Source organism: Thermoleophilum album (genome assembly GCF_028867705.1).
Lineage (GTDB): Bacteria > Actinomycetota > Thermoleophilia > Solirubrobacterales > Thermoleophilaceae > Thermoleophilum.
In genome coordinates, this window is sequence record NZ_CP066171.1 from 1,354,488 (window position 1) to 1,372,190 (window position 17,703).

The following is a 17,703-nucleotide window of genomic DNA, read 5'->3' on the forward strand; positions in this document are numbered from 1 at the left end:
AGCGCGGGTGCGGAGCACCACGGGGAGGGTGCGGCTGGTGCGCTGGGGCGCCGCAACGGCGGCGGCGGTGACGCTCTTGCCGGCCTCAGCAGCGCGGGCAGTGCCGTTCGGCGAGGACGCGGTCGCGTCGCTCGGTGGCGCGGCGCTGCACCTTGCCGCTCACGGCGAGACCGGCCCAAACTTCCCGTGCGTGGCGCGCGCGTTCGACCCAACGGCGCCGCCCGACGCCGAGGGTTGGGGGCCGACCGATGTAAACGCCCAGACGGCCAACGGGCGCCTGGCAGCGGGGGTTAGCCGCTCGGCAACGCTGACCGTCTTGCGCTGGCCGAGCCCGAGCTACTACGACCAGATCAAGTACTACACGGTCGATCGCCGGCTGCCGCTGCTCGGCGCCAAGCCGAACGAGGGCGCTTTCTTGGGCGTGGTGGTTGGCGGGCGAACTTTGTGGCTGCGTGATTTTCCGCGCTCACGCCAGCGCTATCCAACAAGCCGCGGCGACGAGGTGATCACCGAGTTCAGCGATCCGGCGCGGCGTTTGCGGGTGGTGGTGCGCGACGTTGCGCCGCGCGGGGTCGATGCGTTGATTCGCCGCGTCGAGGTGCGCTCGGCGGGCGCTCGACGCGCCGTGCGCCCGCGGGCGCTTGTGGCGTTCGAGAACTTCAACCTGGTGGTGTCGAAGCTGCCGGCGGCGCCGCTGCTCGATTTCTGTAACGAGGAGCTCAACGCTGACAGCGCCCGCTACCTGCCCGGCGCCGACGCGATCGTGCACGAGCGTTCGGGGGTCGACGCCTCGACCGGCAAGCGGTCGTCGGTGGCGGTGGCGATGGCGTTTGCGCGGCTCAGCGCCCCGGCGAAGCTGGCGCGGGCGCGGCGCGGGATCGATTGGATCGCCCATGTCCAGGCGACTCCCGACACCCATGTGTTGGGCGAGACTTGGCGGGTTGCGCGCGGCCGGGTTTTGACTTACACGGCAACTCCCCACTTGTGGGAGCACACGCTGTTCTATTTGGCGATGCTTGAGACCTATGGGGCGGAGCGCTGAGGGTTCCGCGGGCGGCGGGGGCACGCACGCGCGAAAGGACGCATCGGCAGGCACGCAAGCACACACGGGCGCGTCAGCAGGTGTGCACGCACGAGAGGACCCGTCAGCGGGCGTGCACGCACAAGCGGACGCTTGGAGCGCGCAAGGTGCCGCGCCCGGGGCGCCACCCGCTTTTGGGGAGGAGTTCGAGCGGGCGCTTTGGGACCTAGTTTCGCGGGAGCTTGGCCGTTTGGGGGCGGCGGGCGGCGGTTTTGGCGGTGCGCTTGCGCGCGGGCCGGTTGGGGGTGCGGCAGGGGCGCTTGGCGGCTGGCTTGGGGCGCGGCTGTCGCGCCTGTTTTTGCGCCGCACGCGGGCGGCGCGGACGCTTGCGCTGGCGGTACCGCCCGAGCGGGCGCTTGAGCTGGCGCGCGCGGCGCTCGAGCAGGTGGGGCGCTTGGAGCGGCTAGATGTGCCGCCGCCGCCGGGGGACGCGGCCGGGAGTGCGCGCGGAACTGCGGCCGCACCGGCGGCCGGCGAGCCGCCGCGTGTCGGCCCGCTGGTGGGGTTGGTTCGCGCGGGCTCTCTGAACACAAACCCGGCAGCTGTGGCGGTGTGGGCGCGCCCGACCGAAGCGGGCGCCTCACAGCTCGAGCTGGTGGCGCTGGCGTTCGAAGGTCTTGTGAAGCAGCGGACGGTAGAGGGGGCGCTGCAGAGGGTTTGTGGGCTTGTGGAGAGTTTGAGGGCTCCGGGGGCGAGCTAGCCGACGTACACCGAGCACCTCGCGTCCGAAGCGTTCGAAACGGTTGAGAGCACTTCGACAGGTTCGGCGAGCAGGCGGATGGTTTCCGCGTCGGTGTCTTTCAGCACGATCGCGCGGCACTGGGGGTTTTCGGGTTCGAGGAGGGTTTCGGCGCGCTCTCGCTCGCTACCAGCGCCAGCACCGACCGCGCGACGGCGGTAGCGCTTGATCGTGTAGCTGCCACCGGTTTCGGGGTCGCTGATGTCGTGGTGTTGTACGAGCACGACTTTGCCGTCGCGGCTGCCCCCGGTGTAGCGGCCGAAGAGGGACCAGGAGAGGTCGGGGATGAGCAGCTCCGTCGAGCGCGGCTCTACGTGTGCCACGAAGGTGGCAGGCGAGAGTCGCCGGTTGGGGAGCGGCACTCACCCCAATAGGTTCAGGGTTCGGGTTTCGCTGAAGCCGGCCGCGGCAACCGCTCGGTCGTAGACAGCCGCGTAGGCGCGGTAGCGGTCGGCGTCGGGCGGGTTCGGGACGATGCGGAGGTCGGGGGCTAACCCCCGGGGCTGAGAGCACTTTCGGTCCAATGTTCGCCGAACAGTTCGGCCTGCCGGAGGACTGTTTCCGTCGCTGCCTTCTGCTTGTCCGGTGGGTAGCCGTACTTGCGAAGCACCCGCTTGACCGAGCGCCGCAGGCGGGCACGGACGTTCACGCGCTTGGTCCAGACGTGGTGAAGCGGCACCACCCCCTAGGGCGCGATGGCGCGGGACACGATCTGCCGGATGGCGTGATCCAGGTCCTCCTCGCTCCGCTGTTCGCTTGGCGCGCGCTTGGCGAGCGCCGCCCGCACCGTCTGGAAGAAGGCCACAGCGTCGCGAATGGCGAGCGCCCTCTCGTGAGGGACCGCGAGCACGAACGCGCGCGAGAGCTCTGAGACCGCGCGCAGCAGCCGGTCCTTGCCGTTCTCTTGGGCGAGGATGTGCTCCTGGGCCGCGGGGAGCAGCGCGAGGCGTTCCTCAGGTCTCCCGGTCTTCCACGCAGTTCAGTCGAAGCCATAGAAGAGGTCGCAGCAGATCTCGTACTTCTCCTGCATCACCGCCACGACCTCGCTCTGGTCGATGGCGGTCCGACCAGTGCCGCCGCTAGCGGTCTAGGTCGCGAGCGCCTGCATGAGCCCGTGGGCGCGCATGGGCTTGTCCAGGTACATGGTGTGGAGGGACGGTGCGTCGAACCCCGTGAGCCACATGTCGCGCACGATGACGAGCTTGAACGGATCGCTTGGGTCCCGGAATCGCTTGGCCAGGAACTCGCGGCGCTGCTTGTTGCGAATGTGCGGCCGCCAGTCGGGCGGGTCCGAAGCCGATCCGGTCATCACGACTTTGACCTGGCCCCGGTCGTCGGCGTCATCGCGCCAATCGGGGCGGAGCCGCACCATCTCGTTGTAAGAGTCGCCGCAGATGGGCTCAGCATCACCAGTCACCTGATAACTCGCCGATGTCGTGGGCGATGCGATCCTCGACGAGGAACGGGATGATCAGCGTAAGGGACCGCTTTCCTGGTGCTAGTTGAACCGACGCCTCAGAGGTCGGTCCTGGTGGGCGGGAGATGGGCGCTTGGCAACCCGTATCCCAGCAAAGGGCATGGCAGGATCACGAGTCCGCCGCGCGGCTCAAGCCCGACTGAACGTGGTCATGAGTTCCGCCGCGGCTACCTTGCCAGGTTCTCGGCCCACCATATCTCCGCCCGGTCCGTGAACGCCGTGAAAAAGCAGGCTTGCCGATGAACGCCAAATGCCGGTCACACCCGCCCGCCATGCGCGGCCTATGAACGGCAACTCCTCAACGTCACGCCGCTTCAAGTTGGTTGGCCTTCATAAAGGATTCAACGGTATTGAAGGCGTTGAAAAATAGCGGGCTCCCTGAAAACGATAAAGGGCTCACCGGCCCGATCGTCATAAACGAGTACTGACGACTCTCAGCGTCGAAGGCCGAGTGGGGGTCGCGGAAGAGTTGGTAGAGGTCCAACGCGGTGCCGGAGGATCCCACGAGCTGCCGCAGCGACTGGAACTCTTGCCCCAGCCCGAGCCCGAAACCGAAGAAGAAAATGCGCAGTTGCTGGAGGATCTCCGGATGGATGCTCGAGAGCGTCTGGCTAATGAAGAGCCAGCCGAGACCGTACTTGCGGGTGGTGCGGGCGGCGTCAATCAGCACGCTGCGCACTGCCTTCGCGGCATCGTCCTCAGAAGGAAGCTCGCGCGGAGCCAGCCGGTGAGCCTCGTCTATGACGACCAGTGCGTTGAGGTTTTCGCCTTCTTTGTACATCGCCTCAGCCGTGGCAGTCACACCCTCAAGCAGGCGCTTGATCACGAGAGACTGGATAGTGTCATTCCAGAGAAGATCTTGCGCCTGTTCCTTGGAGACATCCACCACGAGTACTGGGCGGTTGGTCTTTGCTGTGCCGAGTAGGCATTTCAGCGCGTCCTCGACCTTTCGCCGACCGCTGGCATGATCCTCTTGAAAGAGCCTTGCGACAGGCAGCCAGACGTCCCGATAAAGCTCATCGGGATTGGCTTCGTTTACGGCATCCTTGAACCGTTCCGCTGCTGCGCCCTCTCGCGCGTATATCTTGTTCCGCAGCCTGTCCTGCTTGAGTAGGCTCCATGCTTTCTCAAACACAGCCTTCTCGTGCAGCGTGGCCAGAGTGACTCCCCTTGCCTTTCGCATGGCCTCGGTGAATTCGTCGCAGGCCGTGTCAACCTTGTCCTGAGTCATCACTTGCAGCTCACGGAAGAAGCGGGACTCAGAAAGTATCTGCCGAAAAAGATCCCATCGATCGAGGACAAGCTTGCTTACCGTGAGAACAAAAACTTGCTTGCCGAGCTTCCTCACCACGTCACCCACTGGAAGGGCGAATTCGCCGCTCTTCCCTCCCTTGCGCATGTCCCTCGCGAATTCTCCCTGCGGGTCGATCACGAGCAGCGCCATCTTCCGGTACCGTGCGTAGGCGAGCAGGATCATCTTGGCCAGCACCGACTTGCCTGAGCCGGTCTTGCCGAAGATGCCGAGGTGGTAGGCCTCGCCGGCCCCGTCCGGCCCGCGGTCGAAGTGCTTGAACCAGAGCGGCAACTTCGGCTTCGAGCCGTAGACGTGGCCCAGGTAGAAGATCTGGTCGCGGTAGGGGCGAAGAAGTTCGTCCAGCACGTCGTCGGTCACGAGATGGATGGGCGTGCCGGTCGCCGGTACGGTTCCCAAGATGCTAGGCTCGTATCCGGCAGAACCAACCTGGCGAAACACCGCGCTGATCACCATCTGTCCGAGGTGCGTGTCCTGCCGCTCACTGACCGCGTCCACACGCCCGCGCTGGCGGATCAGGCTCAGCATCGTTGGATCCTCGTGCCAGATATTGCGGAGCTGAACTTCGGTAATCTGTCCGAGGGCGTAGTGTGGGCTCGTGTCCTGATTGAACCGAAAGAGCGCGAGTTCTCCGACCAGCTTCCGCGTGGCAGCCGCACCGAGGATGTCAATAGCGAGTTGGGCGGTCGAAGAGGGCGAGCCCACGACGCCAAGCCGTTCGGTCTTGTCTACGATCTGATCCAGACTCTTGGGGTAGTTCGTCATGGCTTATCTCCCGCTCTCACTCCGATAGCCGTGTAAGGCGAAGAAGACCTCGCCGACTTCACCGCTGTAGCGTTCCGACACCCGTTGGGTAGTCACCTGGCGGAACGCAGGGATGGCCCGCGCAAGCGCCTTCGCGGTGCGGTCAGCCAGGTAGATCGGGTAGGGCTCGAGCATGGACGCTGTTGCGCACTGATGCTTCAGCCCCTGGACGACTGTCGCCAGCCGATGCGTGTTCGACGCCACGCTAGCGGCGACCTCGACCCGCAGCGCTGGGAGCCAATCGTGCGGCTTGTAGTAGAACACCGTCACCGACTGGAGAGCGGACAGGATCTCCTTCGCGAGCTCGTTGGCCTGCTTGTTGCTCTCGTTTCGGAGCGGCCCAGTATTCAGATGCCAGGTGACCCTGCCTTCACTGTCGCGCGGGTGTTCGAGCTCGACCGGCTCCGTCAGCTCGCCAGACTTGAGCAAGAGCGTGAGCATCCCACGGTCGTCATGATTTACTAGCCAGCCGAGCCGTTTCCCGATCTCACGACGCGTCGAGTACTTCGACAGAGCGATATACTGCTTATCTGAACGCTCCGAGCGCAAGAGCTCGAGGTAGGCACTCAGGTACTCGACGCCGTTCTCGAGGAACTCCATGGAGCAACGAAGTCCCTTCGCATCGGGCACTTTGTTGAGCGCCTGATTAAAGTAGATGATGGGGAGCGTTAGTGTGCCGTCGATCATCACGACGTCATGCGGCGCGCTGGTGGCCAAACGAAGCTCCTCCCCGAGCATGACTGCACGGAGAACGCTAGCTGTGTCTTCGAGGTGCGGCTCAGCAGCGATAAAAGTCTTGTGATGCGGACGTTCCCAATGCCGTTTCTCCGAAGGCGGCGTGAGACCTTCCACGGCCACCGCCGCCGCCGCGGCTAAGTCAATTGTGAGAAGTCGGTCAATCGCGTAGGAACCGTCGGTTGCGCATGTCGTGGGCGGCGGCGGATACCCGAGAGACGACTCCTCGATCAGAAGGCCAGACTTCTCAAGCTTCTTGCGTAGCGCACTGCGCTCTTCTCTGATCTCCCGAAACGAAGCGAGTAGGTCAGCCGCGATCGTCGCCGTCTTGTGCAGCACCTCTTCGACTAGCGCAGCGGGCAGATCAGCAAACGGAATTTGGTCAGGTAATTCCCCACCTGCCGTCATGCCGCCCTCCATAGTCGATAGCTCTCCGCCTCGAAGGTGCGGTATCTCTGATCACGACGTGCCCGAGGCAGCATCCACCGTTCCCTAAAGTATTCGAACATCTGGCCTTCGGAATGAAGATACCACTGCAAACGGGAGTGCTCTCCCCGAAGAAACTCCCGGCAATTGGCCGCAAGTGGGACGACAAACACTTCCCGTTCAATCCCGTGGTACAGCCAGTCACCCGATAACCCGACGCGGCGAAGACATTTCTTAATAACCTCACGGCGATTTCGAAAGCCACGACCCCAATGCTCCTGTTTCGCTGTAGGCTCACAGTGTCGCTTCGCGAAGTCCGTAATTGCCTCGTAGAGACCGTTCGAAAAGTGGAATTCGCCAGAGCCCTTCGTGAAGCCCACGCTCTGATAGAGGAGTCTGTCACCGAAACGGAGTCTGTTATAAAGAGAGGAGCGACCGAGAGCCGACGTCGTCGTGATCAGCGTGAGACGTCCGTCATGCACCTCGCGCCTGATCACCGAGCGGACGCCGCCGTACTTCCTTTTGAACGCATGGCGGACGGTGTCGCTCGCGGCGAGCATAGCCACAAGCTTACCGCACAACAGAAATGAGTAGGGAGGCACCGCACCCAATACGAACGCATCCATTACGTTCCGCAGTCGCTTCTTGCGGTCGGAAGGAGTCCAGCCGACCCATTGGTCACGGGGTGCCAGACTGAAGACTGGGTCCCCTAACCCAATGACACCAATTAACTTGCCGTTGTACTCGTCGACGACAAGGAAGCGCAGGCGGCGTCCGTAACCGGACGAAACCGGAATGCTCCAATGTAGGCTCGCATATCGGAAGAGCAGTTCCTCCTCCGATCCGGGCTGAACCTCTATCAAGCGAGGCGACATCCTCAAAGGATCAACTTCGTGGCCCGACGCGATGCGACGCAGCAGCTTGCTCTCCAGTCGCATCAGGCTGGCACGAGCCCGCTCGATCCGATGTGCAACGGCGGTCTGGTGAAGCTTCCGGATTCTTTCTTTCGAAAGGTCCCTCGGAGGAAAGATGGCTCCGTTTTGAACGCGGAACCCCTGGGCACGAAGAGATCGGATAATTCGCTCGCGCAGGTGGGCCGCGTCTATGCCGGGTTCAATGCTATGCATCGGCGAGATCCTCGAGACGTCTCGGGCGGGCCGCGTCAAGATCAGACTGGTCGATTCGCTTGTAGTGCCACTCCTTACCCGTGTTAGCGCTGACGCGTTTACACCAGACCTGCATAGCCTCGTCCTTGGCCCCGGTCCCTTCCCAGACCCGCCCCTTCGTCTCGATGATCCAGTTCACTTCGCTACCTTCGACGGTCTGCACTACGACCCAGTCCGGATGGTAAAAGCCAATCACGCCCGTCGGCTTGATGTAGTCGACGCGGAACTGCGTCCCAGACTCGCCCTGCTCCGTGGTACCAAGAGATGCAAACCGGAGCACGTCTGAGGCGCTATCCAGGAACTCAGCAAAGCACCGCTCGAATTTGTTGTATGTGGCGACGTAGTTGAAAATCGTTTTCTTGGCCTCAAGCGGCGGAAGGTCCCGCCGCCAGCTGAACGGCCTCGTCTCCGAGAGTCTGAAGTCGGCTCGCTCGAATTCAATCGCCCGGCGTTCGAGCGTGAGCTCCGCTATCTTCCGGCCGAGGTACTTGGCGATGCCTTCCTGTATCTCCGGACGAGCGAGGTGCGAGCGGATGGGGTCGCTTGCGAGATCTACCTCGCGCCCGAAGCAACGCTTAGCGACGTAGGAGCGCACCGCCGGGTAGAGTTCGGCGAACCGGCTGGGGAGCTTCGCCTGGCTGATCACCTTGTTGGTGATGGAACTGAGGAGATCTTGAGCCGTCGGCAGCTCGCCCGCAGTGATGTCGGCTTGATGGACTTCGGTCTCCGTCGTCGCAAACTCCAACTTCAGCTTGATCCGGAACTGCTCGGCTAGCTCTTCCTGCTCGTAGATGGCCTCTAGGTCGCTGACGCTGAGCTGGGAAAGCTTGCGGAAGTCGTGCACGAGCTGCGGCTTGGTGAGGGGAATGCCGATGTCGTACTCGATGCGCTGCTGAAGAGGCTCGATGACGATCGGCGTCGGCGGATCGATCTTGGTCGTCGTGACGCTGACGCCTTCCGCTTCGAGCTGACTGCGCAGGAGGTTCAGAAGATTGCGTGTGCCGAGGACCTCTAGAGTCTGCAAGCGGTCCGGACTCACCTTCCTCATCATGCGGAGACCCCGGCCGATGACCTGCTCCGGCAGGATTTCGGCCTTGGCAGCGAACGGGCGCAATCCCAGGACCACGGTGACGTTACGCACATCCCAGCCTTCCCGGAGCATCATGACGCTCACGATGACATTGATGTCGTTGTTGTCGATGTCTCGGGCCGCCTCGCGGGCCTTTTCGAGATTCTTCTTTGTTATCTCGCCCGCGGCGTCCGTGTGGATTACCAGTACTTCAGACTCCTTGATGCGGAACTCTTTGGTCTTGCACAGATACTCACCGATTGCGTCGGCGTAGGCATTCTTCTCGGCCATGATGAAAAGCACTGGCTTGACACCTAGCTTCTTCTTGTACGCATCCCAATGCTCTTTCCACCGGGCTACCGCGGCGCGCAGCCGGTAGCCGTACTTCTCCACTACATTGTACTTGGTGACATGATGCGGATCTCTCGTTGGCAGCTCAGCGTCGTCTTCCTTGCTGACGATTAGTGGAGCCTTGACAATGCGGTCTTCCACAGCCTGGGCGAGTGGATAGTCGCACACCGTCCAGGGGAAGTACATCCCGTTCTGGTGTTTCGGCGTGGCCGAGAAATCCAGCCAGAGGGCGAGTCCCTTCGGCAGGGCGCGGTGGATCGCGAGGAGCGACTGGCTCCAGGCCAAGTCTTCATCGTGGACATGGTGCGCCTCATCGTTGATCACCATGAGGTCCTTGAGCAACTTCACCCGCTCGAGTATCGGGCGCTGGCTTGATGCCACGAGATCTTCCGCGGGCTTCTTACCCAGCAGGGCGTCTACGGCGTTTTGCGGCGTCCATTCCTGGTCGCGCGACTCGTAGAGCTGGTGAATGTTGGTGCCGAACTGGTTGCCGGACGGCTCAGACTCGCTCGCCTCCCCGCGGAGGATCACATTGGGCTCAAAAGGCCGCCACTCGGGAGGGACGAGCGGCAGCTCCCTGAAGATCCGGTTGCTGGCGAAGTCCTTCTCCAACCGCTGATAGACGATGACGTTCGGCGCCACGATGAGGAAGTTCGTGGAAAGCTCTGAACTGGGCATGCGCTTCTTGTGGAAGTAGGACCAGACCACCGCCATCGCCATGACCCAGGGCTTGCCTGAGCCTGTGGCCAGCTTGAAGGCGAAGCGACGGAGGTCCTCGGGTGGAAGGTCCTGCACCCCCTCGGCCTCGAGTTCTGGCACGTAGCGGCGGAGTTGCCGTCGTCCGTCCATGGTGGTCTGGAACGCGATCGTGTCTCTGCCCGGGTCCCGCCTGAACTTGGTCCCGTAAGTTTGGATCAGCTCCTGCACGTCGCGCGCGCCTGCGACCTCGACAAGCCAGACCAGCGTCTCTATGGCCTCCCGCTGGCAGAAGTAGTAACGGAACGGCACATTGAAGCCCGGGACCTCGTGGTCTTTCTCGAACCAATACTCGAACAACCGGCGGCTGACCACCGACGCGCCCGGGTAGCCCTGCTCGCCCCACGCGTCCACCTTCGTCCGGATTTTCGGCACCAGCAGCAGCTTGCTCGGCCGTCGGCCTTCGGCCACTCGCCATCCCGTCGGGGCGGCGTCGTCCTTCACGAGGTGCTGCGTCGGCTTCTGCCAGGGTCTCCGCGCGGGGATCTCCGGGAGGTCCTTGTCGTAGGCGATGACCGCTTCGGCCATCGCTACTGGACCTCCACGTCAAAGGCCTGCGAGGTGTCGTTGCCGAAAATGTCGATCACCTTTACCAGGATGCGATACTTCCCCGGCTTCTGGTAGGTGTGGAGGTCGGAGGTGAGAGGGAGCCTGCGTTCCTTGCGGGTGCGGTAGGCGACCCACCCCTGCATGAACGTGTCGTTATGGAAGTCCCAGTCCACCGCCCAGTAGTCGATGTAGTCGGACCACTTCTTCATCTTGCTGCTCACGTCTGCTGGGATTAGATCGGCGTTGGGCGTGGCGAAGTCCTTTAGCACGACTTGGACGGTGAGCTTCTCGGGCTTGCTGATCTTCGCCTCGAAGTAGGCCAGCTCGAAGAAGCGCACGTCGGCCTTGGCGGCCGCTTGCTGCTCCATCACCTTACGCGGGATCTGCAGGAGGCGGAGGAGCTTCACACCCTTCTGCTTCGCGATCTCGTGCATGGGGCTCCCCTTGCGCAGGTCGTTGTTCGGGCCCGCCAGGCCCATCTCCCACTCCCAACCGAGGACGTGCAGCTCGGCCTGCTTGAGCGCGACGCATTCATCGAGCGCCTGGCTGACTTCTTCAATGGTCACCGGTGCGTCGACCGCCCCGATGTGGACCATCGCCTTGCCCCTTTTGCCGTGGAGGTGCACCATCCCTGCCGCGGGCTGGGCGCGGTACAGCTCGAGGATGAATGCGAGGTACTCGTAGAGCGCCTGCTCGGCGCGAGATTTGTCCTCGCTGTCGCCGAACGTCACCCCCTGCCAGTACTGGCGCTCGTACTTGCCGAGGTTCAGGACCTCGAAGGGCTTGCAGTTCGGGATGCCCAGGAGCCGCTTGCGGGTGACGTGGATGGCCCACCGCTCCAGATCGCAGCCGCTCCAGCGGCGGCCGAGCTTCTCAGCGACCGCTAGGGTCGTGCCCGAGCCGCAGAAGAAGTCGGCGACGAGGTCGCCGGGGTTGCATGCGATCGACACGATTCGCTCGAGAAGCGCCTCGGGCTTCTGCGTTCGGAAGCCTGTCTCCTCCGCAGCTCGCCTTACCAGATACATGGCGTAGGTCTACTTAATATCGGCCCATACTGTCGAGAGGGGTACTCCCTTGCTCGAGTCGAGGTACTGCCGCTCAACCGCCCCACCTTCACGCTTCCGAATGCGGTATCGGCGCCCTCCTCATCCGTAAAAGCAAATCTCTCGTTTATATACTTTTTCAAATACCGAAGACACTGCTTGTTGTCTATATACGCGCCGTACCGCTTAACAGCGTATATAATGTGTTTGCGTGCCTTAACAAGCTTGTTCCCGGCGACACGGCCTCCAGATGGAGTCCCGTAACTCTAAATTATCTCATCGAGGATGTTTTCCGTTCCAAACGCTTCCTCCAATGCAACTCTAAGGAAGTGGTTGACCTGGGTGCCGAGATGGACAAACAGCGATCCCCTTTTCAGAAAGCAGATCGCGGATAATTCGAAACCGCGGAACAAGCATGTCGAGATAGGTGTCGATTCCGTGGCCCCACGTGTCCAGATATGCCTTTTCTTCGATGATAGATTGTGGTCTCTCGACCTTGTTTCCACATTCCCCGATCGGCGCGGTAAACGAAAAATCTGCCCCGGTCGCAAACGGCGGATCGATGTAGACGAGGTCGATCTTTCCGGCGAACTTCTCAAGCAGTGAACCCATTACGAGCAGGTTGTCGCCCCAGATGAGCTTGTTGCGCCGCCCCTCCTCGAAGCTATCGCCCTCCTTGCCTTCCCGGACATCAAAAAGGATCTGCTGGATGCCGTTCTTTCTGGCCTCGTGCGTCGCTCGGCTCTCGTTCACGCGCTCGATGACCTGGAAGGGGAGGTTGACCCGAGGCACCTCCTTTAGCGTGCCGTCCTCGTTGTACTTGCCAGGCGAGACCAGCTCGGTGTTCGTAATCTCAACCTTCGCCACTCAGTCCTCCCAGCTCATTGAGCTAGACTTACTTAACTCGCCGCGGACCCGGATCACGGTCGCTCGTTCTGCCCGGCCTGGATCACACCGTCGGTTATGCAGTAGTGTCACAGGGCCCATTCATCACACACCTTGCGCTCAGGCACTTGGACTACCTCGAAATCCCCCTCTTGAATCTTCCTGACAACCGCATCAAACCGCCGGACAGCATCGGCCACTTTGTCCGGGCGATAAGGGAACTCCATCAACGCATCGCGTTTATTGGTATCAGCTGTCCAGTACAGCAGCAGTCTCTCCGGGCGCTTGCCATTCCGCCGCTCCAAGATATGCGCATAGATGCAAGGCTGGTCTTGATAGGCAGCTAAGAGCGTCGGATCGGCACTGCGCTCTGAGGTCTTGAAGTCCAGCAGTTCGAGCTTCCCATCGTCCCCCAGCAAGAGGTCGACCTTCCCGGTCAGGATGTAGCTGTCCTTCTCTACCGACACGTCCACTTCGGTCTCGATCACGCGCCACATATCGGCCTGGTTCTGATGGAAGTAGTTCATGGCCTGGGCGATGGTTGTCTTCTTCGCGGCCGGACCGATGGGGCGCACGTCGCTTATCGAGAACAACCAGTAGGTTTGCTGAAAGAGCTCTCGGATACGATGCTCATCCAAGGTGTCAAAACTGCCATCCAGGACGATGCGATGAATTTCGTCGATGGTCTGGTGCACGAGCAGCCCGAAGAAGATTACGGCGGATCGGGAAGGCGTGAAGTCGTACCTGCCGAAGAACTGGTACTGGCGCGGGCACGTCTCGTAGATCCTGAGATCGCCCGGGAAGCTGAAGCTCCGCTTGACCGGCATGCGATCCCGGAGCTCAAAGCGCTGTGCCCCGAGTAGCTGCCTCCGCACATAGGGCCACTGGGGCAACCCCTGCCAGATGGGGGCGAAGTACTCCTTTGGCCGCTCGTGGGTGGTGAGGACGAGTACCCTCTGCGCCCGGGAGAAGGCGACGTAATGCAGGCGCATCCGGTCGAAACCGGTGATACGATCGCCTCGAAGGCCGCGCGGCGATAGAACGGACCCAGGTCCCGGTCAACTTGCTTGGGACGTGAAAGCTGCGCCGCCAAAGAGCCGACCACGACCACTGGGAACTCGAGGCCTTTGGCCTGATGGACGGTCATTGCCTGGACCTGGCCCTTGGGGAAAGGCTGGTCCGGGTCCTCGTACTCGTTGATCCCGCCGCCGCAGAGCAGCCGAAAGAAGCTGTTGAAGAGGTGCATTCCGAGGTTCTCGAGGTTCCGATGGCTGACGACCGTGTATTTTGATAGTAGGTCTGGAAGGCGCTGAGGACCCGGGAGAAGATCGCGAGGTTGCGGGCTGCGTTCTCGTTCTTGACCGCGGTGGCGAACGGCCCCACGGCCAGCAACCTGTAGAGGTAGTAGGCCGGACGGACGTCGAGCGCGTCGCCTTCCTGCAGGGCGGCGATCTCGGCGGTCCACGCCTGGAGCGCCCTGGACAGGGGATGAGCCTTCTCTAGCCTGTTTTGTGGGATCTTGAACATCTCCCTTCCGTCTTTCATCACCCGCAAGCTCTTCCCCGGGTACCACCGCACTGTCATTCCTTGTGGCGCAGCAGAGTTTGTGTCAATGACTTCGTGCAGTTCCTTCGGCTCCAGTAGACACACACAACTGCCTCTCTTTAGCTCGCTCAGCGATTCACTGCCGCATACGAGAGCTAGATACACCTTGTGCTGTGAGCTGGACATCTGCTCGAGCTGTGAATCGCCAAACGTGAAGCGCCAGGAAAAGCCGCCTTGGATCTGTTTTCGATTGGTGCTGTATTTAATAAACAAAAGGGCAGCATCGTTCAGCAAATAGGCTGACCACGCATCGCGCGGCCTTGTCTCGATCATCCGCAGGGTTACAGGCTGCTCGGAGCGAAGCAGCTTTGTCAAAGCTGCTCCATGCAAGCAAGCAAAAATGTCGATCGCCACTTGCTTACCCTCTGCCCCTTATCTTACTGTACGGCCGTCGATTAGTCTCGTACAGGCTAGCTGACACAAGACTCGACTGCAAATGTTTACTACAGCAATGTTATCTGCCTACCTCGTGCGCGCTCGTGCTTCTCCACCGCTCTTGCCGAGCGATCGCGCCCACGCCCGCCAGCCTTCGCCCCGGCACCCCGTCCAACCGCTTAATCCGCTGGCAGCCCCGCGAGCCGCTCCGCGCCGCGGAGCCTCCCGTGGCGCTATACACCCTGCAACCCCGCTAGCTGCAGAGGCCTGTCAACCGGGCGAACGATTACGCGCCCGCTAACCCCGCCAGCTCAATCTTCTTCATCTTCTGGAGCGCCTCGACGTGGCGCAGCACGCGCGCGGGGTCGCCCTCTGCGAGCACGTCGTGCATCAGGCTGGGTGCGACCTGCCACGTAACCCCGAAACGGTCGCGGCACCAGCCGCAGATCTCGGCCTCGGGCACCGCCGACAGCGCACCCCAGTAGTGGTCGATCTCGTCCTGCGTGTCGCACTCGACCATCAGCGAAATCGCTTCGTTGAAGGCGAAGCCATGCTCGCTCCCGCCGTCCATCGCCACGAACCACGTCTCGCCAAGACGGAAGTCCGAGTACATCACCCGCTCCCCGCTGCCGTGCTCGGTCAGCGTGCCGTCGCGGGCCTCGGGCATGACGTCGGCCAGCCGCGCTGTGAACGCCTCTTGCGAGCCCGGAAAAACGGCGCGGTAGAAGGCGGAGGCGCTGGCGGCGGTGCCGTCCATGTCGGTAAAGAGGAGGCTCACCATCACGGTCGGGCGCGGCTCGGCATCAGGGGGAGGCGTGAAGAGCTGCCACGACACTCCGTGGCGGTCCTCGACCCAGCCGTACAGCGGGCTGTAGGCGTACTCGCCAAGCTCCATCAGCACCTTGCCGCCGTTGGCGAGCTCGCGCCACAGGCGCCCGAGTCGTTCGCTGGCGTCGGCGACGAGCGCCGGATCGAAGCGGACGAAAAACGAGATCGACGGGTTAGCTGTCGCCGGCGGCCCGTTGTTTGTCGACATAACGAGCACAGGTTGCCCGGCGAGGCGCAGCGCCGCCACCTCACCACCGCTGCTGCCCGCGGGCGTGGCTGGGATCGGCGTGACGTAGCGGATGCTCGTGTCGCCGCCGTTTGCGTCGCCGCTCTGGGCGGCGCTGTGCGCGCTGCTTGTCGCCGGGCCATCGACGGGGCTCGTGGCGGGATCGCTGAAGAGCGCGGCGTAGCGGGTGGCGACGTCGCCCGCTCGCTCCGAAAGCCAAAGGCACGGCGTGATCGTGGGCGTTCGCGTCGGGCGCGTGCTAGCAGTCGCCTCGCTCAAGACCAAGCTCCTCGTTTCGTCGTGGTGTCAGGGTTCGTCGACTGAGGCGGACTTTGCCGCGTCCCGGGGCGCGCGAACCACAACGCGCCGCTCGCAACTCCCCCTCGCCTCTCGGCACTCGCCGCTCGGCCGTTTCCCAACAGAGCCGGCTCGCACGCGAGCCTAGCAGCGGGCGCCGCGACCGTCGCCTCGCAGTCGCTGGTAGCTGAGCGTTCGGGCGATCGCTCTCGTCTGCGACCCAGAGGGGGTGTCGCGATGTCGCAGCCACGACTCGTCGTCACCGTGGTCGTCGCCGGCCTGCCGGCGGCCGCGGCCGGCACGAGCGGCGCGCTGTTGGTTGCGCGCAGCGGGCCCGACCGCCCGGTGCCCGCCACCGTCACGCGAACCGACACGAAGCAAGACCCAGCGACATCGGCGAGGAAGTCGAAGTCGCGCCGCTAGCCGACGACCCGAAGATTTCCGACACCGACACCTACGCCGGCGGTTGTTCGGTTACCCCAGTCTAGCCGCGCGCCTACGGAGCGTTGTGACAGTAGAATTCCCACTCCCAAAACACCACACCCCGCCCAGTTTCCAATACTCCTCCATTTCACCGACTAACGCTTCTCTCTCGGCGATGCGCATCCTCGCTTGCACCGCGCGCCTAGGAGGTCTCTCCTACACTCCAGTCGCTCATGAGGCTGGGATTATCACTGCGTACATACCCTAGAAGCAGATCTCGCCATTGTGGCACGTGGTCGCAAACCCGCAGCATTGACGACTCGTCACATCGCACTTTCTGTTCGGCGGCACTGCTCGAAGGGCGAAGTGCTGCACGCACGTATATGATCGCATCCATGAGTCACTTCTGTCGCTGCCAGATCCCAAACCGCGAGCTCCTGTCCTAACGACCTATACCAAATTTCTCCAGGTTCGTTATGATTAGCACTATGATGTTTAGCAAGTCACGTACCCTCTCCAGAGACGGCAACGGTTCACGAGGATAATCCCCGTGCACAATCCAATTTCGCCACTTGCATAGGTCGGCGAGAGCTTCATCCGGTTTCGACAGATCGTAGCTTGTAGAACTCGCTGTCGCCCGACCTTCGAAGAGGTACTCTATATGCAATCCATCCTGGCGCCACTGTGCGAGCAGCGCTTGCCATTTCTCCGTAGCCGTAGATGATGGATCTGACGGCGACCCGAAACAGCGTTGTAGTTCGTCTCCGATAGCCTTCCAGCTGCCCGGCCACAAATCAACAAGCTGGAGCACCTCGGTAAACTTCCCAGGATTGGTACTGGCACGACTTCTTATGTAGTCCTCGAGAATCTTGCGGTAGCCCCAAACACGGCGTTCGTAAGAACGTTCGATGTCTAGAATCTCCCCGAGATCAGTGTTGACCTTCCGCAAGCGCTGACGTATCTCGGGTGTCGATTCGGCCTTCTTTAGGATGTTTCCTACTTGACGGCATGCGAATTCTTCGAGCCACACTTCGACAGCCGTCGCGGCGACGATGATGGCGTTGCGAGTAAGGATCTCTGTGGCATGCTGGAGGTGGTGCGGCTTGACTGGGGAGTCTCCCTTAACGACGATCCACGCCCACCTCGACGCTGCTACATCGAGCGTCTCACGATCTTCCTGCGACAATTGAAAGACACTGTCGAGCTCTTCTCGTACCTCTGCTCTAGCCTTTCCTTGCCCCTCATTTTGGAGCATTTCCGCGAGCCGTAAAAGGAGGCAGGCATCGTTGAAATGCTCAATAAACACATCATACGGAGCCGGGCGTTTTGTTCGTGGCATACCTATCTCTCCTTCATGAGCTGAAATAGATGACTGGGCTTGCCACGCCTGCGAACTCGAAGCCCTGAGCACAGGCACGCTTCTCGTTTGTCGACACTCCTAGTACGAAGCGACGCGACATGCAATGGTGGATTTCCACCACTTCGGTATGATGGATAACGACCATGTGCGCAGATCAGTTCCGGGCTTCCGCCAGGGATACGTTGTCGAATCGCGG

At 62.1% G+C, this 17,703-nt stretch carries 15 protein-coding genes and 1 pseudogene; 3 read left to right on the forward strand and 13 right to left on the reverse strand.

Annotated features, from left to right (window positions below; all coding sequences use genetic code 11):
- Nucleotides 1–7: 7 nt before the first annotated feature.
- Together JDY09_RS06365 and JDY09_RS06370 are read left to right on the forward strand one after the other, a co-directional pair.
- Complete coding sequence (locus tag JDY09_RS06365) at nucleotides 8–1,042, forward strand: hypothetical protein (RefSeq protein WP_274716090.1); 1,035 nt, start codon at nucleotides 8–10, stop codon at nucleotides 1,040–1,042.
- 112 nt (nucleotides 1,043–1,154) lie between these two features.
- Nucleotides 1,155–1,781, forward strand: a complete 627-nt coding sequence (locus tag JDY09_RS06370) for a hypothetical protein (protein WP_274716091.1) — start codon at nucleotides 1,155–1,157, stop codon at nucleotides 1,779–1,781.
- Here JDY09_RS06370 and JDY09_RS06375 read toward each other — a convergent pair.
- The 12 genes and pseudogenes from JDY09_RS06375 to JDY09_RS06430 form a co-directional block, all read right to left on the reverse strand.
- Nucleotides 1,778–2,143, reverse strand: a complete 366-nt coding sequence (locus JDY09_RS06375; protein WP_274716092.1) for a hypothetical protein — start codon at nucleotides 2,141–2,143, stop codon at nucleotides 1,778–1,780. The genes JDY09_RS06370 and JDY09_RS06375 overlap by 4 nt on opposite strands.
- Nucleotides 2,144–2,310: 167 nt before the next feature.
- A complete protein-coding gene (locus JDY09_RS09990; RefSeq protein WP_428837441.1) occupies nucleotides 2,311–2,502 on the reverse strand; it encodes a type I restriction enzyme endonuclease domain-containing protein in 192 nt (63 codons plus the stop codon).
- Between the two features lie 9 nt (nucleotides 2,503–2,511).
- A pseudogene (locus tag JDY09_RS09995) lies at nucleotides 2,512–3,216 on the reverse strand (type I restriction enzyme endonuclease domain-containing protein); the annotation flags it as partial.
- A 385-nt stretch (nucleotides 3,217–3,601) separates the two neighbouring features.
- The gene (locus tag JDY09_RS06390; RefSeq protein WP_274716094.1) at nucleotides 3,602–5,374 is read right to left on the reverse strand and encodes an ATP-binding protein; all 1,773 of its coding nucleotides are present in this window, start codon (nucleotides 5,372–5,374) and stop codon (nucleotides 3,602–3,604) included.
- Between the two features lie 3 nt (nucleotides 5,375–5,377).
- Nucleotides 5,378–6,556 (reverse strand): DNA double-strand break repair nuclease NurA, encoded by a 1,179-nt coding sequence (locus tag JDY09_RS06395; RefSeq protein ID WP_274716095.1) that lies wholly within the window; start codon nucleotides 6,554–6,556, stop codon nucleotides 5,378–5,380.
- Nucleotides 6,553–7,701, reverse strand: a complete 1,149-nt coding sequence (locus JDY09_RS06400) for a Druantia anti-phage system protein DruA (RefSeq protein WP_274716096.1) — start codon at nucleotides 7,699–7,701, stop codon at nucleotides 6,553–6,555. The genes JDY09_RS06395 and JDY09_RS06400 overlap by 4 nt, the downstream gene beginning before the upstream one ends.
- A complete protein-coding gene (locus tag JDY09_RS06405) occupies nucleotides 7,694–10,444 on the reverse strand; it encodes a DEAD/DEAH box helicase (RefSeq protein ID WP_274716097.1) in 2,751 nt (916 codons plus the stop codon). The genes JDY09_RS06400 and JDY09_RS06405 overlap by 8 nt, the downstream gene beginning before the upstream one ends.
- 2 nt (nucleotides 10,445–10,446) lie before the next feature.
- Nucleotides 10,447–11,490 carry a DNA methyltransferase gene (locus JDY09_RS06410; protein WP_274716098.1) on the reverse strand — a complete coding sequence of 348 codons (1,044 nt, stop codon included), beginning with the start codon at nucleotides 11,488–11,490 and terminating at the stop codon, nucleotides 10,447–10,449.
- Between the two features lie 339 nt (nucleotides 11,491–11,829).
- Nucleotides 11,830–12,375, reverse strand: coding sequence for a hypothetical protein (locus JDY09_RS06415; protein ID WP_274716099.1), 546 nt, complete (start codon nucleotides 12,373–12,375; stop codon nucleotides 11,830–11,832).
- A 107-nt stretch (nucleotides 12,376–12,482) separates the two neighbouring features.
- Nucleotides 12,483–13,385, reverse strand: coding sequence for a RecB family exonuclease (locus JDY09_RS06420; RefSeq protein WP_274716100.1), 903 nt, complete (start codon nucleotides 13,383–13,385; stop codon nucleotides 12,483–12,485).
- A 151-nt stretch (nucleotides 13,386–13,536) separates the two neighbouring features.
- Nucleotides 13,537–14,352 carry a hypothetical protein gene (locus tag JDY09_RS06425; RefSeq protein ID WP_274716101.1) on the reverse strand — a complete coding sequence of 272 codons (816 nt, stop codon included), beginning with the start codon at nucleotides 14,350–14,352 and terminating at the stop codon, nucleotides 13,537–13,539.
- Nucleotides 14,353–14,659: 307 nt separating this feature from the next.
- Nucleotides 14,660–15,706: a VOC family protein gene (locus JDY09_RS06430; protein ID WP_274716102.1), complete on the reverse strand. Its 1,047-nt coding sequence runs from the start codon at nucleotides 15,704–15,706 to the stop codon at nucleotides 14,660–14,662.
- A 255-nt stretch (nucleotides 15,707–15,961) separates the two neighbouring features.
- Here JDY09_RS06430 and JDY09_RS06435 point away from each other — a divergent pair, with 255 nt between their 5' ends.
- Nucleotides 15,962–16,147: a hypothetical protein gene (locus JDY09_RS06435; RefSeq protein WP_274716103.1), complete on the forward strand. Its 186-nt coding sequence runs from the start codon at nucleotides 15,962–15,964 to the stop codon at nucleotides 16,145–16,147.
- A gap of 442 nt (nucleotides 16,148–16,589) precedes the next feature.
- Here the strand turns inward: JDY09_RS06435 and JDY09_RS06440 are convergent, their stop codons facing one another.
- Nucleotides 16,590–17,564: a hypothetical protein gene (locus JDY09_RS06440; RefSeq protein ID WP_274716104.1), complete on the reverse strand. Its 975-nt coding sequence runs from the start codon at nucleotides 17,562–17,564 to the stop codon at nucleotides 16,590–16,592.
- Between the last annotated feature and the right edge of the window lie 139 nt (nucleotides 17,565–17,703).